This is a genomic window from Tistrella arctica (assembly GCF_039630945.1).
Lineage (GTDB): Bacteria > Pseudomonadota > Alphaproteobacteria > Tistrellales > Tistrellaceae > Tistrella > Tistrella bauzanensis.
Genome location: NZ_JBBKTV010000006.1, coordinates 214,358 through 240,123, shown reverse-complemented (window position 1 = coordinate 240,123; position 25,766 = coordinate 214,358). Strand labels below are relative to the sequence as shown.

The window sequence follows — 25,766 nt, the reverse complement described above, 5'->3', positions numbered from 1 at the left end:
GAGGTGACGAGATGGGCGAACCGCGACATATGGGGGCGGTCAACTGGCGGGGCTTCGCGACGCTGTATCTGCGCGAAGTCCGCCGTTTCGGCAAGGTCGCAGGCCAGACGCTGACCGCTCCGGTGGTGACGGGGCTGCTGTTCCTGGCCATTTTCTCGCTGGCGCTGGGCCGGTCGGTCGAGGTGATCGGCGGCGTGCCCTATCTGGAATTCCTGGCCCCCGGGCTGGTGATGATGCAGGTGGTGCAGAACGCGTTCTCGAATTCGTCATCCTCGCTGATGATCTCGAAGGTGCAGGGCAACATCGTCGACGTGCTGATGGCGCCGCTATCGGCCACCGAACTGACCCTTGGCTATGCGCTTGGCGCGGTTACCCGTGGCGTGCTGGTCGGCGTGGTGCTGATCGCCGCCATGAGCCCCTTCGTGCATTTCGAATTCGCCAAGCCCGGCTTCGTGCTGTTTCACCTGCTGGCGGCATCGCTGATGATGGCGCTGATCGGCATCCTGGCAGGCGTGTGGGCCGATAAATTCGACCAGATGGCGGCGATCACAAATTTCGTCATCACGCCCCTGTCGTTTCTGTCAGGCACGTTCTATTCGGTCGACCGGCTGCCGGAGGGGTGGAGCTTTGCGGCACACATCAATCCGTTTTTCTATATGATCGACGGAATCCGCTATGGCATGACCGGCCATGCCGACGGGTCGGTTCTGGCCGGCGTGCTGGTGCTGGGGGGTGTGGATCTGGTTCTGGGGATCGCCTGCTGGATGGTGCTGAACCGCGGCTGGAAGCTGAAGGCCTGACCGGGGTCACCGACCCGGCCAGACAACCACCATCAGCCGGCCGTGCGGCAACACGTGGCCGGCCGTCTTATCGTCCACCCTTCTCGCAATCGGTTTCGCGATGTCCTCATCCCATCTGGCGCTCGTCGTGCGGCATCCCAGGCTGAAGGCGCTTTATGCGCTGTGGTTGCGCCTGTGTGCCGGCGGCAGCTTTCCGGCCCTCGACGGCATGGCCCCCGCGGATCTGCGTCCGTGGCTGGACGACATGGCGATCGTCGGCCTGGACGACACCGCCGGCTATGTCTATCGCTATTACAGCCCCGCCTATGCCGCGGCCTTCGGCACCGACCTGACCGGCTGTTCGCTTGCACGCATCGCCGCCGACCGGGCGGTGGTGCTGGCCGCGGAATACGATGCCGTGCGCGCCGAACGCCTGCCGGTGTCGCGGGTGTACACGGCCCTGTTTGACGGCCAGCAACAGACATGGGAACGTCTGGTGCTGCCATTCTTCGATCTCGATGGTGAGGTCAGCAAGTTGCTCGTCGCTGCCTACAGGGTGGACGCATGAACGCGAGACGCCCCTTCACGTTGCCCGATCTGGACCCGCGCCGCGAGGCCGACCAGGATCACAGCCTGCCGCCGCGCGCCGAGGAATTCGGCCTGTGGTGCGCCATGACCGATCGCCCCTTCCGTCTGGTGCAGGTGGAACTGGAAGGCGCCGGCACCCGGGAATGGGCGATCGAGGCCTATCCCGGCACCGACCAGGCATCGATCATCTATGCCACCGGCACCGATGATCAGGCGGCGGCACTCGCGGTCGCCTATGGCTTCCTGGCCGGTGTGGAGTGGACCGAGGCGGCGCTGGCCCCGGCGCTGGAACCCGACGACCAGCCGGATGTCTGGGTGGACGAGGACGAGGCCCTGGCCCTGGTGGCGCCGTTGATGCTGCCGCCACCGTTCATGGAAGGCGAGTTGCTGGTTGCCGAGGTGGTGCCCGGCGAGGATCCGGTGTTCGATTTCGCGAGCCTGGCCGCCGCCAATGCCGCCGATGCGGAAAGCGGCCTGCCGGTCGTTGACGACCAGCCGGTTTCGGCATCTGTGCCGGAGCCGGAGCCGGAGCCGGAGCCGGAGCCGGAGCCGGAGCCGGAGCCGGAGCCGGAGCCGGAGCCGGAGCCGGAGCCGGAGCCGGAGCCGGAAGCCCCTGCGTTCGAGCCCGAAGCCGAGGCCGAGCCTGAAGCCGAACCGACGCCCGAGCCCGAACCGACGCCGGAGCCCGAACCGGAATCCGAGGCCGAACCGGAATCCGAGGCCGAACCGGAGCCGGAGGCCGAACCGGAGCCGGAGCCGGCCCTTGAGTCCGGGCTCGATGTCGCGCTGCGGGCGTCGGAGGATGAGGTCGAGGACGACGATCCGGCCGACGACACCGGCGATGCGCCGTGGCTGGATGCGCCGGAGGTGGCAGACGACGAGCTGCCGGACGAGGGCGACGGGTTCGACATTCAGGCGGAGGTGGCTGCCGCTGCCGCCGATGCCGATGCCGACGCCGCCGGGGACGCGGTTGACGATGTCGACACCGTCGCGATGGTCGATGACGCCGGTTTCGAGCCGGCACCCGGCTATAACCTGCCGCCGCTGGCGCTGCTTGCCACATCGGAGGCCGAGGATGATCCGGCACTGGATGAAGGCGTGCTGGCCGACAAGACCCGCAAGCTGGAAACCGTGCTGCGCAATTTCCGCATCCGTGGCGAGATCATGGAGGTGCGGCGCGGCCCGCTGGTGACATTGTTCGAACTTGAGCCGGTACCCGGCACCAAGTCATCGACCGTGATCAATCTGGCCGACGACATCGCACGCTCGATGAGCGCGATCACCGCCCGGATCGCGGTGGTGCCCGGCCGCAGCGTCATCGGCATCGAATTGCCGAATGAGAGCCGTGCCACGGTCTATCTGCGCGAAATACTGGCCTCGCCGGCCTATAGCCAGGGCAATCACCGTCTGCCGCTGGCCTTGGGGAAGAATATCGGTGGCGAGCCGGTGGTGGTCGATCTGACCCGGATGCCGCATCTGCTGATCGCCGGCACCACAGGGTCGGGCAAGTCGGTCGGCATCAATGCCATGATCCTGTCGCTGCTCTACCGGCTGCCGCCCGAGCAGTGCCGGTTGATCATGGTCGACCCGAAGATGCTGGAACTGTCGGTCTATGACGAGATCCCGCATCTGCTGACCCCGGTGGTGACCGATCCGAACAAGGCGGTGGTCGCCCTGAAATGGGTCGTGCGCGAGATGGAGAGCCGCTATCGCGCGATGTCGCATCTGGGCGTGCGCAATGTCGAGGGCTACAACACCCGGGTCGCCGAGCTCGAACTGCGCGGCGAGCAGGTCACGCGCCGGGTGCAGGTCGGCTATGACAAGGTGAAGCAGGAGCCGATCTTCGAGGAACAGATCGTCGAGATGGAGCACCTGCCCTATATCGTGGTGGTGGTCGACGAGATGGCCGACCTGATGCTGGTGGCCGGCAAGGAAATCGAGACCCTGATCCAGCGGTTGGCGCAGATGGCGCGCGCGGCCGGCATTCACCTGATCATGGCCACCCAGCGGCCGTCGGTCGATGTCATCACCGGCACGATCAAGGCCAATTTCCCCACCCGGATCTCGTTCCAGGTCACCAGCCGGATCGACAGCCGCACCATTCTGGGGGAAGCCGGCGCCGAACAGCTGCTGGGCCAGGGCGACATGCTGTTCATGGCGGCGGGCGGACGCATCACCCGGGTCCACGGGCCGTTCGTGAGCGACCGCGAGGTCGAGGAGGTCGTGGAGCATCTGCGCGGCCAGGGCCGGCCCGACTATGTCTACAGCGTCACCGAGGATGACGACGGCGACATGCCGATCGACAGCCTGCCGGCCGATGACGGCGCGGCGGACGGCGATGATGATGGCGACATCTTCGCGCAGGCCGTGGCCCTGATCCTGCGGGAAGACAAGGTCTCGGTCAGTTTCGTGCAACGGCACCTGCAGATCGGCTATAACCGCGCCGCCCGTCTGGTGGAGCGGATGGAATCGGAAGGCATGGTCAGCCCGCCCGACCATGTCGGCCGCCGGCAGATTCTGGTGAATGCCCGCAGCTACTTCGCCGATCGCCGGTCGTCGTGATCCACGTCCGGCCTTGAAGCCGCCACGGGCCGCCCTATCCTGAACGGGCAGGGCGGCCCGGCCCGGCACAATCATGGCCGGCCTGAGGGATGCCAAGGAGGCAGGTCATGGTCAGTCCCACACCCAATCACCGTCGGCCTACACCCGTGGCGGCCTTGATCGCGCTGGGCCTGATGATTGCCATGCCGGCTGGAGCCATTCCGCGCGGCGCATCCGCCGCAGCACCCATCGGCGAGACGGAGGGCGATGCGATGAGCGCCTATGACTTCACCCTGCCGGCGATCGACGGCGGCACCATCGATCTCGGCGCCTGGACGGGCCGGCCGATCCTGGTGGTCAACACCGCCTCGCTCTGCGGCTTCACGCCTCAGTATGAGGGGCTGGTGTCGCTGTGGCAGCGCTATCGCGATCAGGGGCTGATGGTGGTGGGCGTGCCGTCGGGTGATTTCGGCGGTCAGGAATATGACGACGCGGCCCGGACCCGCGATTTCTGCACCATCACCTATGGCGTCGATTTTCCCCTGGCGAGCAAGCAGGTGGTGCGTGGTGACGCGGCCCATCCGCTGTTCAGATGGCTGGTGGCGAGCCTGGGCCAGGACGCGCAGCCGCGATGGAATTTCCACAAATATCTGATCGATGGCGAGGGCCGGGCGGTGGCCAACTGGCCGTCGCGGGTAGAGCCGACCGCGCCTGAGGTTGTGGCGGCGATCGAGGCCACACTCAGGTGACCCGGCGCGTGGGTGCGCCTGATCTTTAGATAACCGCGGGCGCGGACGCTCCTGACAGTCGCCGGGCGGCAATGCGGGCGAAGCGCAGGGTCAGCGCCTTGCGGCGTGCCGGGTTGAGCGGCGGGCGCGGGGCCGCGTCGCGCAGGATCGCGGCCTCGTAAGGGTTGGCGACGATCAGCCCTTCGGCCTGGGGCAGCAGCCCCTGGGGAAACGTCTCGGGCACCGCGAAATAGAACTGGTCGGCCCAGGCGGCATAATCGGGCCATTTGTTGTCGGAGCGGAAATCCGCCGGCCCGCTCTTGATCTCGATCAGCAGAAAGCGGCCCTGGCCATCCAGTGCCATCAGATCGGCGCGGCGGCCGGATTTCAGCGGGAACTCCACCAGCACGGCGCAATCCATCGCCTCTTCCAGCATCCGCCGCACGCCCGCCGCTACGGCGGCGGCGATCCCGGCCACCGAGTTTGAGGCGGTCGCGCCGGCCTCTGGCGCCTCCGGCACGCCGGCCGGCATCGCCTGATCGGGCAGATCATTCACAAACGATAGGCCTCCGCAAGCCTCGATGCGGTCTCGATCGCGATGCCATGGCGTCGCGCCAGGGCCGCCATGTCATCGGCATAGCCCCCGCCGATCACCGTCGCCACGGGAATGCCACGACGGAGACACTGATCGAGCACCATATGTTCGCGGGCGGCCAGCCCGCGATCGGTCAGGGCCAGCCGTCCCAGGCGGTCATCCCGATGCGGATCGACCCCCGCCAGATAGATCACCAGATCGGGGCGCGGGTTGTCCAGAAGCCCTGGCAGCGTGTCTTCCAGATGGTCCAGATAGACCCCGTCGCCGGTGCCGTCGGCAAGCTCTATGTCCAGCGTGCTCAAGGCTTTGCGGGCTGGAAAATTGCGTGCGCCATGCATCGAGAAGGTGACGGCCCAGTCTTGGCCCGCCAGGATCCGCGCGGTGCCGTCGCCCTGATGCACATCCAGATCGACGATCAGAACATGCGCCAGTCCCGCCACGTGATGTGCCCAGCACGCGGCGACCGCGACATCGTTGAACACGCAGAATCCGGCGCCGAAGCCGGCATGGGCATGATGGCTGCCGCCGGCGGTGTTGCAGGCGATCCCCTGTTCCAGCGCCGCGCTGACTGCGGCGATCGTGCCGCCCACGGCGGTCGTCGAGCGGGTGACGACCGAGGGCATGATCGGCACCCCGATCCGGCGCACGGCTGCGGCATCCAGCCGGCAGGCCAGCACATCGGCCACGTAATCGGCGGTGTGTGCCCGCGACAAGGTTAACGCGCAGGCCGGCTGCGGCTCCACCACGCGCAGCCGGTGTGCGAAGGGTGCCCGGTCCAGATAGGCTTTCAAGGCCGCGAATTTGCCGATCGGGAAGCGATTTCGTGGCGGAAAAGGCACAGTGTAGCAGGAATGATGCACAACAGAGAGGCTCATTGGAAGCAACCCTTGACCTGGACCGGTGTCGCGAAACATTAAGGATGCTATGACACTATGTGGCGTCATCCCGGTTTGCCCATCATGGATCAACCGCCGGCATCCACCATGCACCGATCAATGATGGGCATCGACCAGGAATCGACGACCGTTGCCTGGCGGCGGGGATCAAACTGCCGTGGTCAACGGTTTCAAGGGCGCCGTTGCCTGTTTTTTCCGGCCGGTTTCGGGAGTAGTCTCGATACTGCGCCTTCGTGCGGTGCGGCAGGCCAGAGCGGCGGGGGCCAGGTCTTTCCCAGCCGGTACCGGCAGGCCGGATCGCGAAGCACAGCGGGGGTTGCATGATCTCCGTTTCGTCGCAGCTCGCCGTTCCATCGCGCGGTGTGTCCGACCTGGAGTGCAGGCGTCGAGAGACGTGCACGAAGGGTGACGAAAAAGCCACGACGATGACTCGGGCATCATGTGCCGATTTCGATAGGATGCCGGGCAACCACCCGATCGGCTTCACCAAGGAGGGTAATCCATAATGAACGCGCTGAATCGCTTTGCCGTGGTCGGCCTCGTCGCCGGCAGCATTTCCGCCTGCGGTCTCATCGACCCGGACAGCATCGCGCAGACGCCGGCGCCGAGCGACCCGTTCCTCTCCGCTCTGTCGGATGAGTATCTGGCGCTGTCGCGTGCCGAGCGTGCTGAGTTCGACTGGGTCGACGGCGACGTCTTCGCCCAGAAGGGTGACTGGGCCCGCCAGGGCACCGTCGTTCCGCCGGAGCAGCTCGAAGACTGGTATCTGCCCCGCGGCTCGCTGCCGGCCCTCAGCTCGGCCCGTCAGCGTCTGATGACCCAGCTGAACGGTGGCGCCATGGCGTCGAAGCCGGTCGCCGCCGCCAAGGCCCAGGCGGGCTTTGACTGCTGGGTGCAGGAGCAGGAAGAAAATCATCAGCCCGAGGACATCGCGGCCTGCCGCAAGATGTTCGAGGACGCGATGGCCGAACTCGAAGCCACGGCCGCCCCGGCCCCGCAGCCGGTCGCGGTTGTGAAGCCGGTCGAATTCCAGATCTTCTTCCCGTGGGATAGCGCCCAGTTGCATGGCCAGGCCTACGACATCATCCGTGATGCCGCCGCGGCCTATAAGGAGCGCAAGACTGTCGCTCTGCGTCTGGATGCCCACACCGACCGTTCGGGCCCGATCCCCTACAACGATCGCCTGTCGACCCGCCGCGCTGAATCGGTGACTGCCGAGCTGGTGAAGCTGGGCGTGCCCCGCAACGCGATCACCGCGACCGCCCATGGCGAGCGCAACGTCCCGGTCTCGACCGCCGACGGCGTGCGTGAGCAGCGCAACCGCGTGGTGATCATCCGTCTGGCCAACTGACCCGGCCCTTGACGGACGAACCGATACACGACTGATCTGCCGGTTCCGGACAGGCACCTCCCCTTGTGGGGGGCTTGTCCGGGCCGCCGGGACCGACGAAAAAGGGCGGATGCGCACGAAGATGCGGGTCCGCCCTTTTTTCTGTCACCGGACAGGGGGGATGCTGTGGGGCAAGGTTTCCCCATGATCCCCGTCAGAGACGGGATCGAGCCCTTGAGCGACGGGATCAGGATTGGCGCCGGATCAAGGCGGAGGACAGATGGATGGTGAAGAAGCTTCTGATCGCGGTTGCGGTGATCGTGCTGCTGCTGGTGGGCGCCGCGGTGGCGGCCCCCTTTCTGATCCCGACCGATGCGATCATGCGCAGGGTGGTGGCCGAGGTGGAGGCCCGCACCGGCCGCCAGCTCTCCATTGATGGCGACGTCAGCCTGTCGCTGCTGCCGGTGCTGGCGCTGGATGTGAACCAGGTGCGCTTCGCGAATGCCAGTTGGTCGGATGCGGGCGAGATGGCCAAGGTCGACCATATGGCGGTGGAACTGGCGCTGTGGCCGTTGTTGTCGGGTGAGGTGCGGGTGGCGCGCTTCGTGCTGGATCAGCCGGTGATCCGGCTGGAACGGCGGGCGGACGGCACCGCCAACTGGCAGATCGCGGCCGGCGGCGAGACCATGTCCGGCACCGTGCAGCCGGCGGCTCCGGGGACCGCGGAACCGGGGACCGCAGAACCGGGAACGGGGGCACAGCCGGGCAGCGGCAATGGTCGGTTGAGCGGCCTGACCCTGGGCGATGTGCATATCACCGACGGCACTGTCATCTATAGCGATGCGGCCAGCGGCACCGAGCAGCGGCTGGATGCGGTGAACCTGACGATCGCGACCGAGACCCTGGACAGCCCCCTGACGCTGACCGGCGATGCGTCATGGCGCGACATGCCGGTCACCATATCGGCGCGCGCCGAAACCGCCCGGGCGGTGATCGAGGGCCGCGAGACCCCGGCACGGGTGGAACTGGGCCTGCGGGACGCCCGCGTCGTGCTGGACGGTACGGCGCTGCCGGGCGGCCAGCCGGGCTTTGCCGGCACCAGCGAGGTGACCGTGCCCGATCCGCGTGGCCTGGCCGACGCCATGGGCACGCCGCTGGCGCTGCCCGATGGCGCGCTGTCGGCTTTGTCGCTGGCCGGCCGGGTGGATGCGACGCCGGCACGGGTATCCCTGAGCGATGCCCGCCTGGCGGTTGACGACATCGAGGCCACCGGCCGGATGGCGGTGGATCTGTCGGGCCCGCGACCGAAGATCGAGGGCGCGCTTACCACCGGCGATCTGGTGCTGGACCGTTATCTGCCGGCCGATGCCGGCGGGGGCGCCACGACGCCTGGGGCCGGCGCTGACGGCGCCGGCGATCAGGGCTGGAGCGACGCGCCAATCGATCTGTCGGCGTTGGCGGTGGCCGATGCCGATGTCACCATCAATGCGGGCTCGGTGACGATCCGCGACACCCGGCTGGGGGCGACCGAACTGGCGCTGAGGCTGGACGACCGCCGCCTGACCGTCGATGTGCCCCAGACCGGGCTCTATGGCGGCAGCGGCCATGTCACCATCGGCGTCAATGGCCGCGCCAGCCCGGCATCGCTGTCGCTGAAGGGCGCCTTCCAGGGCCTGGACCTGCTGCCGCTGCTGACCGCCGCCACCGGATCGGACCGGCTGGAAGGCACCGGGCGCACCGAATTCGACCTGACCGCGCGTGGCAGCAGCCAGAAGGCGCTGATCGGCGGCCTGGCCGGGCGGGGGCTGTACGAGGTGACGGATGGCGCGCTCCGCGGCATCAACATTGCCGCCATGATCCGCAATCTGGGCGGGGCCTTCGATGATGGCGGCGCCGAGCGCAAGACCGATTTCGCCCGGTTGGGCGGCAGCTTCACCGCCGAGCGGGGCATCGTCACCAACCGCGACACCGAGTTGCAGGCACCGCTGCTGCGGGTGACGGCGGCGGGCACGGTGAACCTGCCGGAACGCCGGCTCGATTACCGGATCGAACCCAAGGCGGTGGCCAATCTGGAGGGCCAGGGCGGCCGCGCCGATCTGTCCGGGCTGATGGTGCCGGTGATCGTGGAAGGCCCGTGGAGCAACCTGTCCTACCACCCGGATCTGGAGGGGGCCTTGCGGCAGGGCCTGAACGACCCTGAGGCGGTGCGCCGCGCGATCGAGGGTGCGCGTGAGGGTGATGTCGGCGATGCGCTGAAAGGCCTGCTGGGGGGCGGCCAGAGCGGTGGTGACGCCGGCGACGACAATGCGACCGACGGCAGCGAGCCGGCCAACCCGCTGGACCAGTTGAAGGGCCTGTTCAAGCGATGAGCGATCGAGTGTAAGGGGCGCGTCAGGCCGGTGTAAGCCAGCCGCAAGCGGTTACGACTAGTGTCTGGGCCTGGACGGGCGCCGGAAGGTCCGGTACCCCTCCCTTTGCCCGGAGACCCGATGATGACCCTTTCCCGCCTGCTTGCCCGCGTCGCTGCCCCGGCGGCTGTTCTGGTGGCGCTTGCGGCCCCCGCACTGGCTGACCCCACCTGCACCACCGCCGCCAGGGATGCATGGATTCCGGAAGACCAGATGAAGGCGAAGATCGCGGAGCTGGGTTTCAAGGACATCCGCAGCTTCGAGGTGACCAAAGGCAACTGCTACGAGATCTATGGCCATGACAAGGATGGCCGCAAGGCCGAGGTCTATTTCGACCCGACCGATGCCCGGATCGTGAAGCAGGAGATCGATTGAGCCATGTCCCGTTCAGGCCCCGGCGCGGAATTGTCGCGCGCCGGGCCGGGCGTCCGGGTCTGGGATCCGGTCGTCCGGCTGTTTCACTGGCTGGTGGTGGTGGGTTGCCTGCTGGATCTGGCCATACTGGACGAGGGCGAGGCGCCGCACCGCTGGGTCGGCTATGTCGTGGCCGGCGCGCTGGCCGTGCGCATCCTGTGGGGGTTCGTCGGCACCGAACCCGCGCGGTTTCGGGCCTTCGTGCCCACACCGGCGGTACTTCTGGGCTATCTGCGCGATCGTATCGCCGGGCGGGCCCGGATCTATCGCAGCCACAATCCCGCCGGCGCGGTGATGATGCTGGCGCTGATGGCCCTGCTGGCGGTGGTGTCGATCACCGGCATCATGACCACCACCGACATGTTCTGGGGTGTGGGCTGGGTGGAAGAGCTGCACGAGGCCGCGGCCGAGGCGATCATCCCGCTGGCCCTGCTGCATGCGGCTGTGGCGATTATTGAAAGCGTGGCCGGGCCGGTGAACCTGATCGCGGCGATGATCACCGGACGCAAGCGGCTGCGCTGACGGCAGGTGTTCGCTCTGCTGTCGCAGTGCGGAGGCTTTCCCGGCGCCGGGAGGCAGGATAGGTTGGTGCGCGATCCGCCCTGCTGCCCGATCCGCCCTCCTGCCAGCCACCATGCAGAGCCCGTTGCCCATGATCGATGCCGCCCTTGCGCCTGACGCCCGCGTCGGTTTCCAGTTGATGCTGGCAACCGGCCTGATCGTGCTGACCATCGCGGTCCATGTGGCGGCGACGCTGGCGGTGATCGCGCTGCTGCGGCGGTCGGGCGAGCATGCCTCGAACATCCTGGGCAATGCGCCGCTGGCTGTGCCGTTGCTGGTGGCGCTGGCGACCCTGGGCATGCTGGTGGCCCACACCATCGAGATCTGGGGCTGGGCGGCGGTCCTGCTGCTGCTGGGCCAGTTTCCGAACCTTGAGGCGGCGCTGTATTTCTCGGTGGTCACCTTCACCACGCTCGGCTATGGCGATATCGTGCTGGGCCCTGACTGGCGGTTGCTGGGCGCCATGGCGTCGGTGAACGGCATCATCCTGTTCGGCTGGACCACGGCGGTGGTTGTGGCGGTGCTGACCAGCGCGATCGAGCAGCGCGACGCCCGCCGGCGCGAGGGGGCGAAGAGCGAGGGCCATCGCTGGGAGCCCTGGCATCCGCATGTCCAGTGGCGGCCGCATGTGCAGGATGTCCGTCACCACCCGCGTGCCCACGACCGGGGCGACGCTGTGGATCACGACGAGGCCGAGTGACGGACGGTCGCGGCTGACGCTGACGCCGGTCGTGAAAAAGAAGAACCAGGCCTGAAAAAGAAACAGGGGACCAACCGGTGAGGTTGGTCCCCTGAATGGCGCGCCGGGGAAGATTCGAACTCCCGACCCCCAGATTCGTAGTCTGGTGCTCTATCCAACTGAGCTACCGGCGCATGCCCGGATTTGAGCGGGTGTGCCGCAGATGGTGGTCTGTGGCCCCCTCACCGGGACGAGGCGGAAAATAGTCCGGCTTTCCGGGGAATGCAAGCGCTATGTGGCGTTTTCTTGAAGGTGTCGGCGGGCTGGCGGGCCGTGGCGATCAGACGTGGTGGCAGGCGGCCAGCCGGCCCCCGTCCACCGGGCGCAGCTCGGGCCGCCGGGTGCCGCAGATGTCGGTGGCGCGCCCGCAGCGGGGCATGAAGGCGCAGGCCGGTCGCGACTGGCCGGAGGCCTGCGGTGTCAGCGCCGGCCCCTGATCGGCCGTCTTGCGGGCGCGCCGGCGGCGGCTGCGCGCCGGATCGGGCACCGGCACGGCGGCGAGCAGGGTGCGGGTATAGGGGTGGGCCGGGTTGTGGAAGATCTCGGCGGTGCGGCCGGTTTCGACCACCCGTCCCAGATACATCACCGCCACCCGGTCGGTGACATGGCCGACCACGCCCAGATCATGGCTGATGAACAGATAGCCCATGCCGACCGCGGCCTGCAGGTCCATCATCAGGTTCAGCACCTGCGACTGCACCGACACGTCCAGCGCCGATACCGCCTCGTCGGCCACGATCAGCCGGGGGCGGGTGATCAGGGCGCGGGCGATGGCGATGCGCTGGCGCTGCCCGCCCGAGAATTCATGCGGATAGCGGTCGGCATCGGCCGGCCGCAGACCCACCTGGGCCAGCGCCTCGGCCACCCGCTCGGCGCGCTCGGCCATGCCGGCGGTCTTCAGCCCCTCCATCGGTTCCGCCACCACCCGTTCCACCTTGTGGCGCGGATCCAGCGAGCCGTAAGGATCCTGGAACACCATCTGCAGATCGCGCCGCCGGGCCAGCAGGTCGCGCCGGCCCAGCTTGAACAGGTCGTCGCCATCAAAGATCACCCGGCCGGCGCTGGGGCTTTCCAGCGCCACCACGGTGCGGGCGAGGGTGGATTTGCCGCAGCCGGATTCGCCCACGATGCCGACGCTTTCGCCCGCCGCCATCTGAAGGTCCACGCCATCGAGCGCACGCAGCACCGGCGGCGCCTGGAACAGGCTTTCGCGGGGCAGGCGGTATTCACGCACCAGCCCCTCGATCTGGAGCAGGGGGACAGGCTGTAGCGGAGCGGCGGGGGTGCCAGCCGTGGAGGGGGACAGGGACGGGGCGGCGCTCATGCGGCGAACTCCGGAATGTGTTCGCCCCGCGCCACCGGATGGATGCAGGCGACGCCATGATCGGGGGCAAGCGGTGTCCATGGGATCGGTCGGGTGCAGGGCTCGTCGGCGCGCGGGCAGCGGCCGGCGAAGGCGCAGCCCGGCGGCAGGCGGCGCGGATCGGGCACGGTGCCGGGAATCGTGGCCAGTCGGGGCCGGGTATGGGCCGGGCCATCGCCATCGGCTGCATGTTCCAGCCCGCGGGCATGGGGAATGGCCGCGAACAGGCCATGGGTATAGGGATGGGCCATGTGGTCGAACAGCGCCGGGGTGGGCGCCGCCTCGACGATCGAGCCCGCATACATCACCGCGGTCATGTCGACGGTCTCGGCGATGACGCCCAGATCATGGGTGATCAGCACCAGACCCATGCCCATCTCGTCGACCAGTTCCACGATCAGGTCCAGGATCTGGGCCTGAATGGTGACGTCGAGCGCTGTGGTGGGCTCGTCGGCGATCAGCAGCTTCGGTTCGCAGGCAAGCGCCGCCGCGATCATCACCCGCTGGCGCTGACCGCCCGACAACTGATGGGGATAGAGGTCGAGCGGAAAGCGCCGGGCGTTCAGGCCCACGCGTTCCAGCAGCCGGCGCGCGCGGGCGTCACCCTCGGCGCGGCCCACGCCCAGATGCAGGCGCATGCTTTCCGAGACCTGATGACCGATGGTCTTGACCGGGTTCAGCGCGGTCATCGGCTCCTGGAAGATCATCGCCATGTTCCGGCCGCGGCGGGTGCACAGCGCGGCTTCGGTCAAGCGGGTGAGTTCCTCGCCGGCAAGGTTGATCGAGCCTTCGACCATCGCCTTGTCGGGCAGCAGGCCCATGATGGCAAGGGCTGTCATCGACTTGCCCGATCCGCTTTCGCCGACCAGGCCCAGCATCTGGCCGGGCGCCACGGTGAAGCTGACCCCGCGCAGGATCGGCGCCGGGCCGTCGGGCGTGGGCAGGGTCACCCGGAGATTGTCGATCGCGAGCAGCGGCGCGTCGGCAGCGGTCATGGGCGTGTCCGGTCCTTCAGAGGCAGGAGGGCAGAGGCTGGAGGGCGGGAAGCAGTGACGGGCGGGGCATCAGCGCGCCCGCCGGAGCTTGGGGTCGAGCACGTCGCGCAGGCCGTCGCCCAGCAGGTTCAGGCCCAGCACCGTGAACACGATCGCGAGCCCGGGAATGATCGCGAGTTGCGGCGCCATGTAGATGAAGGTCTGCGCCTCGTTCAGCATCCGGCCCCAGCTTGGTGTGGGCGGCTGGGTGCCGAGACCCAGATAGCTGAGGCCCGCTTCCGCCAGGATCGCCAGCGCGAACTGGATGGTCGCCTGCACGATGATGATCGACATGATGTTGGGCAGCACGTGGTGCAGGGTGATGCGCACGGTGCCCTTGCCGGACAGGCGCGCCGCCATGACGTATTCGCGCGACCAGATGGCCAGTGCGGCGCCACGGGTGACGCGGGCGAAGACCGGGACGTTGAAGATGCCGATCGCCAGGATCGAGTTCACGGCGCCGGGGCCCAGCAGGGCGGTGATCATCACCGCCGAGAGCAGCGCCGGAAAGGCGAAGGCGAAATCGCTGAACCGCATCACCAGTTCTTCGATCCAGCCACGCCGGGCGGCGGCGAGGCAGCCCAGCGCGGTGCCGAGCGACAGGCCGATGCCGACCGCGACCACGCCGACCAGAATCGAGTTCTGGGCGCCGGTCATGATCATCGACAGGATGTCGCGACCGAACTGGTCGGTGCCCAGAAGATTGAGGTCCGACGGCCCCTGAAGCCGCGTGCGGATGCTCATCCGGGTGGGGTCGAGCGGCGTCCAGAACAGCGAGGTCGCGGCGATGCCCAGGAAGAGCAGGGTCAGCACGCCGCCGATGACGAAATTGCGGCTGGCGACGGCCCGGCGCGCGATCTCGACCAGCGGCGATGGGCGGCGGATGGTGACGGGGCCAGGTGTGACGGGGCCAGGTGTGGTGGGGCCGGGTGTGACGGGTGCGGTCTGGCTCATGGTCTGGTGCTCCTCACGGCCCGTCACATCATGTCCCCGCCGCGCCTGAGGCGCGGGTCGAGGGCGGCATAGGACATGTCGACCAGGAAATTCACGAACACGACCACGGCCGCGATGATCACCACCAGGCTTTTCACCGTGATCAGGTCGCGCTGGGCGATGGCCTGGAAGATCAGCCGGCCGACACCGGGCAGGGCGAAGACGTTCTCGATGATGATCGTGCCGGCCAGCAGCGACGACACCTGAAGGCCCAGAATGGTGACCACCGGGATCAGGGCGTTGGGCACGGCGTGACGCCACAGCGCGGCACTGCGGTTCAGGCCCTTGGCACGGGCGGTGCGGACATAATCCTCGCGCAGCACTTCCAGCACCGACGACCGGGTCACGCGTGACAGGATGGCCGCCTGCGGCAGTGCCAGGGCGATGGCCGGCAGGGCAAGGGCCGCGATCACCGGTCCGACACCGGCGTCCCAGCCGGGAAAGCCGCCGGCCGGCGTCCAGCCCAGATTGACCGCGAACAGGATGATCAGCAGCAGGGCGAACCAGAAATTCGGCACCGCGACACCCACCTGTGAAAAGCCCATCACGCCGAAATCACCCAGCTTGTTGTGATTGCGCGCGGCATAGACGCCAAGCGGCAGGGCGATGGCGGTGGACAGCAGGATGGCAAGCAGCGCCAGCGGCACGGTGATGGCGATGCGGTCGCCGATCAGCTCCGACACCGGCACGCTATAAGTGTAGGAGCGGCCGAAATCGCCGACCAGCATGCCGCCCAGCCAGCCGAAGAACCGGTCCGCCAGCGGCTGGTCCAGCCCGAGCTGCGACCGGAGCGCCGCCACCGTGTCGGGCTCGGCGTTCAGGCCCAGCATCACCGCGGCGGGGTCGCCCGGCAGGATTTCGAGCACGACGAACACGACCGTCGCGGCGACCAGCAGGGTCAGCGCCAGGGTGATCAGCCGTCGGAACAGGAACAGGGCCATGGAGCCGGCGCGTCCTCGGATGGATGTCGGGCGGGGCGGGGCAGTCCTGGTGCGGAAACCCCGTCCGGGGCGCCCTTGGAACGGCGCCGCGGACGGGGGACTGGTCACTCGGTCCAGTGCACCTTGGTCAGATCGTTGACCTGGAACGGACGATCGGTCCACAGGCCCTCGACCTTGGCATTCCAGACACCGTATTGCGGCAACTGGAACAGGAAGGCGTTGACCGAATCCTCGGCGATCATCCGCTGGGCATCGCCATAGAGGGCGGTGCGCTCGGCCTGATCGGTGGTGGCGTCGATCTTCGCCATCAGTTCCTTGAAGGCGGCGTTGTCATAGTTGAAGTAGTAATTGTCGCGGGCATAGATGCTGATATCCATCGGCTCGGTGTGCGAGACGATGGTCATGCCATAGGCCTTGTTCTTGAAGACCTGGTCCAGCCACTGCGCCCATTCCAGCGGCACGATTTCGGCCTTGATGCCGACATCAGCCAGCATGGCCGCGATGATCTCGCCGCCACGGCGGGCATAGGGCGGGGGCGGCAGCATCAGCACGGTCTTGAAGCCGTCGGGATAGCCGGCCTCGGTCAGCAGCGCCTTGGCCGCATCGGGGTCGTAAGGATAGCGGTCGGTGAGGTCGAGATAGCCGGGCGCATGCGGGGCGAAATGGCTGCCGATCGGCGTGCCATAGCCGAACTGGCCGTCGATGACGGCCTGACGGTCGATGGCATGGGCCACGGCGCGACGCACCCGGATGTCGTTGAACGGCTTGGCGCCGTTGTTCATCGCCAGGATGGTTTCGCCCTCGGTGGTGCCGATGGCGACCTTGAAGCGCGGATCGGCTTCAAGCTGCGGCAGGTTCTCGGGCGCCGGGAAGTTCGAGAAGGCATCCAGATCGCCGGCCAGGATCGCCTGAAGGGCGGCGGCGGGATCGGCGATGAACTTGAAGGTCGCCGACGCCAGCGCCGGCTTCTCGCCCCAATAGGCGTCGTTGCGGACCAGTTCGACCCGGTCGCCCTTGACCCATTCCTTGAAGGTGAACGGCCCGGTGCCGACAGGCTTGGTCTTCTCGGCCTCGCCAGCACTCTCGGGCGCCACGATGACCGCATCGCCCCAGGTCAGGTTGAACAGAAGCTGCCCGGCGGGCTTTTCCAGTGTCAGCACCACGGTCAGCGGGTCGGGCGTCTCGATCGACTTGATCGGGGCGAACAGGCCCTTCTGCGCATTGACGCTGTTCGGCGCCACGGCGCGGCTGAAGCTGTATTTCACGTCGGCCGAATCGAAGGTCGTGCCATCGTGGAAGGTGACGCCACCATGCAGCTTGAAGGTATAGGTCAGCCCGTCATCCGAGACCGTCCAGCTTTCGGCCAGCAGCGGCTGGATCTGGCCGCGTTCGTCGAGGCGGACCAGACCTTCGAAGACGTTGATATGCACGACCTCGTCGATCGCCGCCGCGGCGCCCGCGGTGGGATCGAGATGCGGCGGCTCCAGCACCGCGCCGATCGAGAACGTATCCTTGGCGGCAAGGGCCGCGGCCGGCCCGAAGGCCACCGCCGTCCCCAGAAGTGCCGCGGCGAGCCACGGCTTGATGGTGCCCATGTCTAGTCAGCCTCCCTGCGCGGCCCGATTGAGCCGATGCCCGTGAATGGACCGATACCCGGGGTAGCGCCCCAGTGTTTCGGCCGCATAGACGCCGCGGGTCAGGGCACGGGCGACGCAGTCTGCCGCGTGCATGCCGAGCCGGGCGACATCCGCCGCCGGATCGGTGAGCGGACGCCGTCCGGTGGCGAGTACGAAGATCGTATCACCGTCGAATGGCGTGTGCATCGGGCGCACCGCGCGGGCATAGCCGTCCTGGGCCATGATCGCGATCCGCTCCGCCTCCCCGCGGGTCAGATCGGCATCGATTGCGACGATGCCGATGGTGGTGTTGCCGGCGGTTGCCGCTGCCGCCGGATCTCCGGTCGCCAGACGTCCGTCGGCATCGTCAGCCACGGCCGGCCTCTCCCCGGAGGCCGCGGCTGCGAGGTCTTCGCCCGGCACGCCGGGGCGACCGGGCGTGAAGGTGAAGTCGTGGGTGGTGGGCTTTGCCAGCAGATGCAGCGGCTGCCCGCCGAATTCACGGCCCATCTCGTGCGCCCAGGCCCAGAAGCACGGCGTGCCGGGAATGACCGGGGTGCCGAAGGCATTGCAGGCGACCAGCGCGCCCACGGTGAAGCCTTCGCCCGTCACCACCGAGGCGCTGCCCAGCCCGCCCTTATAGGCGCCGGCCTTGGCGCCATAGCCGGCACCGGCATTGCCTTCGGTGACGGTGGTGCCAAGTGCGTCCATCGCCTGATCCGCCAGCCGGCGATAGGGCGGTTCGCGGCCCCAGGCCTTGTCGCCGCCATTGACCAGATCGAACAGGATCGCCGAGGGCACGATCGGGATGATCGCGTCGCCGACCCGGTGGCCGCGTCCCTCGGCCGCCAGCCGGACCATCACCGCCGAGGCGGCGTCCAGGCCATAGGCCGAGCCCCCGGACAAGACCACCGCATGCACCTTCTGCACCATCGACGACGATTTCAGCGCATCGGTTTCCCGCGTGCCGGGGCCGCCGCCGCGCACGTCCACCGCCGCCAGCATCGGCTCGTCGGGCACGATAACGGTCACACCGCTCCACAGCCGGTCGTCATGGGCCTGCCCCACCTTGATGCCGGGCACATCGGTGATCGCGTTCAGTGGCCCTGGGTGGAATATGGCACCATCAGGTTGGGCGGCACCGGCACGGGACTGGGTCATCGGGTTGCGAAGGCTCCGGATGGTGCGGTCAAAAGGGGCGGCCTTGGGGCTGGGTGGCGATGGACGCGGCTGCCGGCCGCAGGACTGCCTAACATGTCTCGTATGACCGGCAGGATTGCCAGACGATACGGGGCAAGGCTTTCTAGACTGGCCCCCTGCTTCAACAAGTCGGGAAGCCTAGCGTTTCATTGTTTTGTGGTCAACTCTTTGGAGGAATGACCACTTGTTTCTTCTCGTGGACGTTTCGTTTCTAATATTGTCTTGATGATTTTTAGTGGTCTATCGTGCCGCGACATCATCGTCAGAGGCGCGGATGGCATCGGTCAGCAGCAGGTGCAGGGCGCTGTGGTCCAGCTCGCCGCGGCCCTGTTCCACCAGAGCCGCGAAGCAGTCGCGGACCAGGCGGGTCGCCGGCAGATCCAGCCCGTGCGCCTCGGCCAGACGGGTCGCCTGGGTCATATCCTTCAGATGGATGCGGGACTTGCCGCCCGGCACCATGTTGCCGGTGACCATGCGTTCGCCATGCTGGCGCAGGATGGTGCCATCGGCGAAACCGCCGATCATGGCGGTGCGCACGCAGGCCGGATCGGCGCCGGCGGCCTCGGCCAGGGCCAGCGCCTCGGCCACGGCCTGGATCACCACGCCGACCACGACCTGATTGGCCGCCTTGGCCACCTGACCGGCGCCGGGGCCACCGATGCGGGTGATCCGCGCACCCAGAACCTGCAGCACCGGCAGCGCCCGTGCCATCGCCGCGTCACTGCCGCCGGCCATGATCGACAGACTGGCGGCCTCGGCGCCGCGGGTGCCGCCCGAGACCGGCGCATCGACCAGCGCCGCTCCGCAGGCATCGGTCAGGCGTTGGCCGATCGCGGGGGTTGCCAACGGATCGGTGGTGCCCATATCGATCGCCAGCGCCGGTGCCGGCCGGGCCTGGGCGACACCGTCCGGGCCGAACAGCACCACCTCGACGGCGGCGGTATCGGTCACGCAGATCACCACGATATCGGCGCCGGCCGCCGCGTCGGCGGGGGAGCTGGCGACCGTGGCGCCGGTTTCGGCCGCAACCGCGGTCGCCGCCTGCGTGCTGCGGTTCCACACCCTGAGCGTCGCGCCGGCTTTCGCCAGATGCCCGGCCATAGGCCGCCCCATCAGCCCCAGCCCCAGCATGGCGATGACAAGGCCGTCGAGGCGCGGGCGCGGCGCGGCCTGGGTCTGTGCGGTATCGGTGGTGTCGGGGAAACCGGTCATCGGGGGCTTGTGCTCCGCAAGAGGGGGATGCTCCGGCTGCGGGGCGGTTTGAGCGGCGCGCCGGGGCATGATGATATAAACTCCGCTTTCATCCCACGATCCACGCCCTCGCGCCGTTCATCAAGGAAATGCCCGCATGACCGATCACATCCTGACCAGCGAGGCCGAGCTGGAGGCGCTGTATGGCGCGCCGGTGCCGGCATCCCTGACCAAGGAGGTGCCGGCGCTGACGCCGCCCTATCGCGCATTCATCGAGGCGGCGCCGTTCTTTTCCCTGGCGACGGTGGCGCCCGACGGGCTCGACTGCTCGCCCCGCGGCGACCCGGCGGGCTTCGTGCGGGTGGTGGATGATCGCATGCTGGCAATCCCCGACCGGCGCGGCAACAACCGCATCGACAGCCTGCGCAACATTCTGCGCGATCCGCGCGTGGCGCTGATGTTCCTGATCCCCGGCAAGGGTGAGGCCCTGCGCGTCAATGGCCGGGCCAGCCTGTCGGTGGCGCCCGATCTGCTGGACAGTTTCGCCATCGATGGCAAGCCGCCGCGGACCGTGATGCTGGTCGCCATCGACACGGTGTATTTCCAGTGCGCGCGGGCGCTGTTGAGGTCCGGATTGTGGACACCGGCAAGCTGGCCGCGCGCCGACACGCTGCCGACCGCCGGCGACATGCTGGCCGCCGCCCGCGACGGCTTCGATGGTGCCGCCTATGACAGCGAGGCCGGCACCCGCCTGCCACGCACCTTGTATTGAACCGGGTGCCGTATTGAGCCGGGTGCCCGGGTCTTGATCCGGGCGCCGGGCCGGTGATCGGCCGGTGCCGGGGGTGACCGGCTAGGCGTTTGATGTGGTGACATTTTTCCGCCGGAGCGAGGGCGGTGCGGAAAGACGTTGCATCTGATGCATGGATGGGGCTAAACAACGGGCCTTGCGGCTGCCGGGGGCTTCGTGCACGCTGCCGACGTAGTCGGTGTTAACCGCCTGCGCCACAAGATGTGGTAGCGGCCCTCTCATATACCGGTGGGCTGTCGCATCAATGGGGCCAGAATCGACCGTCCGGCGCCGGATCGACCGTTTGGCGGATGGCGGCCGGACGGCCATGGCACCCTCGCCCCCACCTTCGCGCCCGTCGCAGTCCTGATGTTTTCGGGGGCCTGTCGACGGGATCCGCGGCCCGCAAGCCGCCCGCCCAAGGAGGCGATCGAGCATGTCCTTCATCATCGCGGAAGCCGAAGACGTCGTGGCCAACCCTCTCGATCTCGTCGAACAGATCGTCATTGCCAATGAATGGCCGTTCGACCGTCAGACCGATGACGAAATGGCGGTGGAGATCACCGGCAAGTTCTGCGACTTCCGTCTCTGGTTCGCCTGGCGCCCTGAAACCGCCGCCCTGCATCTGTCCTGCGCGCTGGACATGAAGGTGCCGGTCGGGCGCCGTGGTGGCATCTATCCGCTGCTGGCGCAGTTGAACGAGCGCCTGTGGCTGGGCCATTTCGATCTGTGGACCGAAGAATCGGTGCCGTTGTTCCGCCACACCCTGCTGGTTCGCGGCGGCCCGCTGACCCCTGAGCATGTGGAAGAGGTGGTCGATATCGCGGTCACCGAATGCGAGCGCGCCTATCCGGCCTTTCAGTTCGTGATCTGGGGCGGCAAGACCGCCGAAGAGGCGATCACCGCCGCCATGTTCGAAACCGTCGGCGAGGCCTGATCGTCATGACCGCGAGCAGCACCGCAGCCCTGGGCCCGGCCGGCCATATTCTGGTGATCGGCGCCGGCCGCATGGGTGGTGCCATGATCGACGGCTGGCTGGCCGGCGGTCGCGCGCCGGCCACGATCACCGTGATCGAGCCATCGGCCGATGCCCGTGCCCGGCTCGGCGCCCGCGGACTGGTGGCGGCGGCCGATGCCGATGCGGTCGCGGTGCCCGATGATGGCTTCGCGGTGCTGGTGGTGGCGGTGAAGCCGCAGAGCTTCGAGGCGGCATTGCCGCCCGCGGCCCCCTTGCTGTCGGCCGGAACCCTTGTGGTGTCGGTGGCCGCCGGCAAGCCGGTCGCCACGCTTCGCAACCTGCTGGGCCACCCGCGCCTGGTGGTGCGGGCGATGCCCAACACCCCTGCGGCAATCGGTCGCGGCATCACTGGCTGCTATGCCGTGCCCGAGGTGGATGGCGCCGGCCGCGCCACCGCCGAGGGCCTGCTGTCGGCGGTGGGCGAGGTGGTGTGGATCGCGGATGAGGATCTGATCGACGCCGTCACCGGCGTGTCGGGCAGCGGCCCGGCCTATGTTTTCCATATGATCGAGGCGATGACCCAGGCTGGCGTCGCCGTGGGCCTGCCCCATGAAACCGCCCGCCGTCTGGCCCGGGCCACGGTGATCGGTGCCGCGGCCCTGGCCGATGCCTCGCCGGAGACCGAAACCGCGCTGCGCGAGGCGGTCACCAGCCCCGCCGGCACCACCGCCGCCGCTTTGGCGGTGCTGATGGACGACACCAACGGCCTGCCGTCGCTGATGACCCGTGCGGTCACCGCCGCACGCGATCGCGGCCGTGCCCTGGCCGATTGAGTCGTCGGCCAGGTGTGGGTGCAAGGCCGTGGTCACGCAAGGCGTGCCTTGACGCAGCGGTTGGGCCGCCGCGAGACCTGAGGGCGGCCCGGAGCTGCGGTTCTTCGCCGCAGCCGGCCCTGAAATATCGCAATCTGCAACGTTTTTCCGGGACCGTATGGCGGACCCGGTTGCGCAACCCTCTTGCCCCGAAGCCTGGTTCAGGTCACTAATCGGCAAAAGCCCGAACATGCGGAGCGCCGGAGAGATGACCCACGCCATTCACGGCATCGATCATGCCATCATCGGTGTCGCCGACCTGGACGCTGCACGCGATCAGTATCGGCGGCTCGGTTTCGCCGTCACCGACCGGGGCCGCCATGTCGGCTGGGGGACGGCGAATTATTGCGTCATGTTCGATCATGACTATCTGGAATTGCTGGGGTTGATCGATCCCGCTGCCTTCACGAACGGCCTGGATCGCTTCCTGGCCGATGGCGAGGGCGGGCTGGGCGTGGTGTTCGCCACCCCGGATGCCGAGGCATCGCATGCATTGCTGGGGTCCGCCGGGCTGGTGGCGCCGGAAAACGCGCTGCGCGAGCTGGGGCGGGTGATCGAGAACGGTCCCGACGGCCAGCCGGTGGACCTGTCGTTCCGCAACGTCCATCTGGCCGAGGGTGCGACGCCGGGCCTGTCGGCGTTTCTGTGCCAGCACCTGACCCCTGAAAAGATGCGTCGCCCCGACTGGATGGCCCACCCCAACACCGCCCGGGGCATCATCTCGGCCACCATCGTGATCGACGACGTGACCGGTGCGGCCGAAGCCTATAGCCGGCTGTTCGGCACCGGCGCCGTCACCCCCACCGACACGGTGATCGCGGTGCATACCGGGCGCGGCGTGCTGATGTTCGCCACCCCCTATGACCTGCCCAATCTGCATCCGGATCTGGATGACGAGCCGCGCAAGCGCGATCACGGGCTGGTGGCGCTGCAGATCGGCATTGCCGACCGCGATGCCGCGGCGGCGGTGCTGGACCGGAACGGCGTCGCCTATGAGCGCGAGCAGAATGGCGACATCATCATCGGCCCCGAGGAAGCCTGCGGCGTGCTGATCGAATTCACCGCCGCCTGACGCGGGTCATGTGGGCGGACATGCTCCGCCCACACGGCCCGCATCGCCGGACCTTGTCAGATCGCCGGGCGGCGCGGGCCCATCAGCCGGCGGTCGAGGAAACGCAGGGTGACCTCCAGGGCATAGCGGGCCTCTTCCGGCCGGTAATCGGCGCGGGCCTCGCAATTGAAGCCGTGGCCGGCCTGGGGATGGACGTAGATTTCGGCGCCCGGCACGGCCATGCGCAGTTTGTCGGCGGTGGGGCCGGCGGGGATGTGGCCGTCGCGGCCGCCCAGATGAACCAGCAGCGGCGCCTTGGACCGGATGCCCTGATCCAGATACTGCGGCACCTGGCCGCCGTAATAGCTGACCGCGGCATCGACCGGCAGTCCGGCGGCGGCCAGATAGGCCAGGCTGCCGCCCCAGCAATAGCCGACCACGCCCACCGGGAAATTGTCGCCACGGCCATCGCGCAGCCGGCGGATGGCCGCGGCGATATCGGCCAGCGCCACCTCGTCCGACACCTGACCCTTCAGCGCGATGCCGCGCTTCAGATCGCGGGCGTCATAGCCAAGCTCGATGCCGGGCTCGACATGATCGAACAGCGCCGGCGCGATCACGTCATAGCCGGGCAGGGTGAAGCGGTCGGCGACGCCGCGGATATGCGCGTTGACGCCGAAGATTTCCTGGACCACCACCAGCCCCGCGCGCGCCGGAAGCCGCGGCCGGGCATACCAGGCCGACACCGTGTTCTCGGCGGCGGGATCGAGACGGATGAACTCACCCATGTGCTGAACCTCGTGACGGAGTTGCGACGGCCGGGCCGGAACATGCCGGACCGTCTCTGAGATACCCCACGGCGCCACCGAACGGAAGCAATCAGGCGCGGCCTCGTGGATCTGCGTGAGCAGGCGAAAAGCCAGTACGAGACCATCGTCGCGACCCTGACGGCGCGGAACCTGCCCGGCGGAGACCGGATCCTTGCAGATATCGGCATCAACCCCGCACTGGTTGCCGGTGCCGCGGCGGCCCGGGCCTCCTATGACGCGACCATCACCCGGATCGACGGCGTGCTTGCGCGTCTGGATGGCGGCGGCACGCCGGCGATGACGCCCGCCGACTGGACCGCGCTGTGCCAGACGCCTTTCGAGGCACTGGAAGTCCTGTCGTTCAGTGCGCTCGACAATGCGGCGGAACGTGCCGCAGAGATGACCGCCGACGGGCGGCGCGCCCTGATCACCGATGCCGTCATCATAGCCCTGCTGGTGGTTGCGGTCGCTGTGGCGGTGCTGACCATCCGGCGCCGTTTCGCCCGGCTGTCGACCGCCATCGGTCGGTTGAGCGCCGGTGATTATGACACCCCGATCGACGCCCTGAACCATGACGGGGCTCGATCGGGCTGTTGGCCGACGGCCTTCGGAAAACCGCGGCCGGCATGCGGCGTGTCGTCGGCAGCGTCGGCGACGAGGCGGTGACCGTGGCCACATCGGCCGAACTGGCGACCGGCAATGTCCAGACCGTTGCGGCGGCGACCGAGGAATTGTCGTCGTCGATCGAGGAAATCGCCCGCCGGGTTCAGGGCAGCGCATCGACCGCGCGTGAAGCTGTGGGCCATGCCGACAAGACCAATGCGACGGTCCTGGCGTTGAGCGGGTCGGCCCAGCGCATCGGCGAGGTGGTGGAGCTGATTTCGCAGATCGAGGCCCAGACCAATCTGCTGGCGCTGAACGCGACCATCGAGGCGGCGCGGGCCGGCGACGCCGGCAAGGGCTTTGCCGTGGTCGCACAGGAGGTTAATAATCTGGCCACCCAGACCGCCCAGGCGACCGAGGATATCGGCCGGCAGGTGGCGGAAATTCAGGCGGCGACCGGCGATGCCGTCAACGACATCCGCGCCATCACCTGGTCGATCGGTGAGATCGACCAGTCCGCCTCGGCGATTGCGGCCGCGGTGCAGGAACAGCGTGCGGCCACCCAGGAGATCGCCCGCAATGTCAACGAGGCGGCATCGGGCACGAGGCGGGTGCACACCACCATCGGCAAGGTGGCCGAGGCCAGTCGCGATGCCGGTACCGCGGCGGTCGAGGTGCAGGAGGGTGTCGAGCACATGGTCGGAGATCTCATGACCCTGCGCCGTCAGGTCGACGACTTCCTCGGCAATCTGCGCACGGTCTGACG

Annotated in this window: 25 protein-coding genes and 1 tRNA gene; 15 read left to right on the top strand and 11 right to left on the bottom strand. The window is 68.1% G+C overall.

All coding sequences use genetic code 11. The features are described 5' to 3' along the window. Nucleotides 1-11 precede the first annotated feature (11 nt). The 4 genes from WG924_RS15135 to WG924_RS15120 all read left to right on the top strand — a co-directional run bounded on the left by WG924_RS15135 (nucleotide 12) and on the right by WG924_RS15120 (nucleotide 4,657). Nucleotides 12-800 carry an ABC transporter permease gene (locus WG924_RS15135; RefSeq protein WP_345933883.1) on the top strand — a complete coding sequence of 263 codons (789 nt, stop codon included), beginning with the start codon at nucleotides 12-14 and terminating at the stop codon, nucleotides 798-800. Between the two features lie 100 nt (nucleotides 801-900). Further along, nucleotides 901-1,347: a PAS domain-containing protein gene (locus WG924_RS15130; RefSeq protein ID WP_229707971.1), complete on the top strand. Its 447-nt coding sequence runs from the start codon at nucleotides 901-903 to the stop codon at nucleotides 1,345-1,347. Continuing rightward, complete coding sequence (locus WG924_RS15125) at nucleotides 1,344-3,929, top strand: DNA translocase FtsK (RefSeq protein ID WP_345933881.1); 2,586 nt, start codon at nucleotides 1,344-1,346, stop codon at nucleotides 3,927-3,929. Before WG924_RS15130 ends, WG924_RS15125 begins: the two co-directional genes overlap by 4 nt. Nucleotides 3,930-4,036: 107 nt before the next feature. Then, nucleotides 4,037-4,657, top strand: coding sequence for a glutathione peroxidase (locus tag WG924_RS15120; protein ID WP_345933880.1), 621 nt, complete (start codon nucleotides 4,037-4,039; stop codon nucleotides 4,655-4,657). A gap of 25 nt (nucleotides 4,658-4,682) precedes the next feature. Here WG924_RS15120 and WG924_RS15115 read toward each other — a convergent pair whose 3' ends face one another. Further along, on the bottom strand, nucleotides 4,683-5,192 hold the full coding sequence (locus WG924_RS15115; protein WP_345933879.1) for an MmcB family DNA repair protein: 510 nt from the start codon (nucleotides 5,190-5,192) through the stop codon (nucleotides 4,683-4,685). Then, nucleotides 5,189-6,106 (bottom strand): histone deacetylase family protein, encoded by a 918-nt coding sequence (locus tag WG924_RS15110; RefSeq protein ID WP_345933878.1) that lies wholly within the window; start codon nucleotides 6,104-6,106, stop codon nucleotides 5,189-5,191. Before WG924_RS15110 ends, WG924_RS15115 begins: the two co-directional genes overlap by 4 nt. A gap of 526 nt (nucleotides 6,107-6,632) precedes the next feature. On the opposite strand from WG924_RS15110, the gene WG924_RS15105 reads away from it, so the two are divergent. From WG924_RS15105 to WG924_RS15085, 5 genes are all read left to right on the top strand, one after another. After that, the gene (locus WG924_RS15105) at nucleotides 6,633-7,478 is read left to right on the top strand and encodes an OmpA family protein (protein WP_345933877.1); all 846 of its coding nucleotides are present in this window, start codon (nucleotides 6,633-6,635) and stop codon (nucleotides 7,476-7,478) included. 263 nt (nucleotides 7,479-7,741) lie between these two features. After that, a complete protein-coding gene (locus tag WG924_RS15100; protein WP_345933876.1) occupies nucleotides 7,742-9,826 on the top strand; it encodes an AsmA family protein in 2,085 nt (694 codons plus the stop codon). Nucleotides 9,827-9,949: 123 nt separating this feature from the next. After that, nucleotides 9,950-10,240 carry a PepSY domain-containing protein gene (locus WG924_RS15095; protein ID WP_345933875.1) on the top strand — a complete coding sequence of 97 codons (291 nt, stop codon included), beginning with the start codon at nucleotides 9,950-9,952 and terminating at the stop codon, nucleotides 10,238-10,240. A gap of 3 nt (nucleotides 10,241-10,243) precedes the next feature. After that, nucleotides 10,244-10,801, top strand: a complete 558-nt coding sequence (locus WG924_RS15090) for a cytochrome b/b6 domain-containing protein (protein WP_345933874.1) — start codon at nucleotides 10,244-10,246, stop codon at nucleotides 10,799-10,801. 130 nt (nucleotides 10,802-10,931) lie between these two features. Next, complete coding sequence (locus WG924_RS15085) at nucleotides 10,932-11,540, top strand: potassium channel family protein (RefSeq protein WP_345933873.1); 609 nt, start codon at nucleotides 10,932-10,934, stop codon at nucleotides 11,538-11,540. A gap of 96 nt (nucleotides 11,541-11,636) precedes the next feature. Here WG924_RS15085 and WG924_RS15080 read toward each other — a convergent pair. The 8 genes from WG924_RS15080 to WG924_RS15045 form a co-directional block, all read right to left on the bottom strand. Next, nucleotides 11,637-11,713, bottom strand: a tRNA-Arg gene (locus WG924_RS15080). Between the two features lie 146 nt (nucleotides 11,714-11,859). Beyond that, a complete protein-coding gene (locus WG924_RS15075) occupies nucleotides 11,860-12,903 on the bottom strand; it encodes an ABC transporter ATP-binding protein (RefSeq protein WP_345933872.1) in 1,044 nt (347 codons plus the stop codon). Further along, nucleotides 12,900-13,937 carry an ABC transporter ATP-binding protein gene (locus tag WG924_RS15070; protein ID WP_345933871.1) on the bottom strand — a complete coding sequence of 346 codons (1,038 nt, stop codon included), beginning with the start codon at nucleotides 13,935-13,937 and terminating at the stop codon, nucleotides 12,900-12,902. Before WG924_RS15070 ends, WG924_RS15075 begins: the two co-directional genes overlap by 4 nt. A 69-nt stretch (nucleotides 13,938-14,006) precedes the next feature. After that, nucleotides 14,007-14,930 carry an ABC transporter permease gene (locus WG924_RS15065; RefSeq protein WP_345933870.1) on the bottom strand — a complete coding sequence of 308 codons (924 nt, stop codon included), beginning with the start codon at nucleotides 14,928-14,930 and terminating at the stop codon, nucleotides 14,007-14,009. A gap of 23 nt (nucleotides 14,931-14,953) precedes the next feature. Then, nucleotides 14,954-15,910, bottom strand: coding sequence for an ABC transporter permease (locus WG924_RS15060; RefSeq protein WP_345933869.1), 957 nt, complete (start codon nucleotides 15,908-15,910; stop codon nucleotides 14,954-14,956). Nucleotides 15,911-16,014: 104 nt separating this feature from the next. Continuing rightward, a complete protein-coding gene (locus WG924_RS15055) occupies nucleotides 16,015-17,505 on the bottom strand; it encodes an ABC transporter substrate-binding protein (RefSeq protein ID WP_345933868.1) in 1,491 nt (496 codons plus the stop codon). Nucleotides 17,506-17,511: 6 nt separating this feature from the next. Next, nucleotides 17,512-18,687 carry a P1 family peptidase gene (locus tag WG924_RS15050; RefSeq protein WP_345933867.1) on the bottom strand — a complete coding sequence of 392 codons (1,176 nt, stop codon included), beginning with the start codon at nucleotides 18,685-18,687 and terminating at the stop codon, nucleotides 17,512-17,514. 279 nt (nucleotides 18,688-18,966) lie between these two features. Next, on the bottom strand, nucleotides 18,967-19,938 hold the full coding sequence (locus WG924_RS15045) for an NAD(P)-dependent oxidoreductase (RefSeq protein WP_345933866.1): 972 nt from the start codon (nucleotides 19,936-19,938) through the stop codon (nucleotides 18,967-18,969). 136 nt (nucleotides 19,939-20,074) lie between these two features. Between WG924_RS15045 and WG924_RS15040 the strand changes: the two genes are divergently transcribed. The 4 genes from WG924_RS15040 (at nucleotide 20,075) to WG924_RS15025 (ending at nucleotide 23,609) form a co-directional block, all read left to right on the top strand. After that, a complete protein-coding gene (locus WG924_RS15040; RefSeq protein WP_345933865.1) occupies nucleotides 20,075-20,689 on the top strand; it encodes a pyridoxamine 5'-phosphate oxidase family protein in 615 nt (204 codons plus the stop codon). A 454-nt stretch (nucleotides 20,690-21,143) separates the two neighbouring features. Beyond that, nucleotides 21,144-21,644 (top strand): type III secretion system chaperone family protein, encoded by a 501-nt coding sequence (locus WG924_RS15035; RefSeq protein WP_188581527.1) that lies wholly within the window; start codon nucleotides 21,144-21,146, stop codon nucleotides 21,642-21,644. Nucleotides 21,645-21,649: 5 nt separating this feature from the next. After that, nucleotides 21,650-22,498, top strand: coding sequence for a pyrroline-5-carboxylate reductase (proC, locus tag WG924_RS15030; RefSeq protein WP_345933864.1), 849 nt, complete (start codon nucleotides 21,650-21,652; stop codon nucleotides 22,496-22,498). A 247-nt stretch (nucleotides 22,499-22,745) separates the two neighbouring features. After that, nucleotides 22,746-23,609, top strand: a complete 864-nt coding sequence (locus WG924_RS15025) for a VOC family protein (protein WP_345933863.1) — start codon at nucleotides 22,746-22,748, stop codon at nucleotides 23,607-23,609. A 56-nt stretch (nucleotides 23,610-23,665) separates the two neighbouring features. On the opposite strand, the gene WG924_RS15020 is transcribed toward WG924_RS15025, so the two are convergent. Next, the gene (locus tag WG924_RS15020; RefSeq protein WP_345933862.1) at nucleotides 23,666-24,376 is read right to left on the bottom strand and encodes a dienelactone hydrolase family protein; all 711 of its coding nucleotides are present in this window, start codon (nucleotides 24,374-24,376) and stop codon (nucleotides 23,666-23,668) included. Between the two features lie 105 nt (nucleotides 24,377-24,481). Here WG924_RS15020 and WG924_RS15015 point away from each other — a divergent pair, with 105 nt between their 5' ends. Together WG924_RS15015 and WG924_RS15010 are read left to right on the top strand one after the other, a co-directional pair. Next, on the top strand, nucleotides 24,482-25,063 hold the full coding sequence (locus WG924_RS15015) for a hypothetical protein (protein WP_345933861.1): 582 nt from the start codon (nucleotides 24,482-24,484) through the stop codon (nucleotides 25,061-25,063). Further along, nucleotides 25,024-25,764: a methyl-accepting chemotaxis protein gene (locus WG924_RS15010; RefSeq protein ID WP_345933860.1), complete on the top strand. Its 741-nt coding sequence runs from the start codon at nucleotides 25,024-25,026 to the stop codon at nucleotides 25,762-25,764. Before WG924_RS15015 ends, WG924_RS15010 begins: the two co-directional genes overlap by 40 nt. Nucleotides 25,765-25,766: the final 2 nt, after the last annotated feature.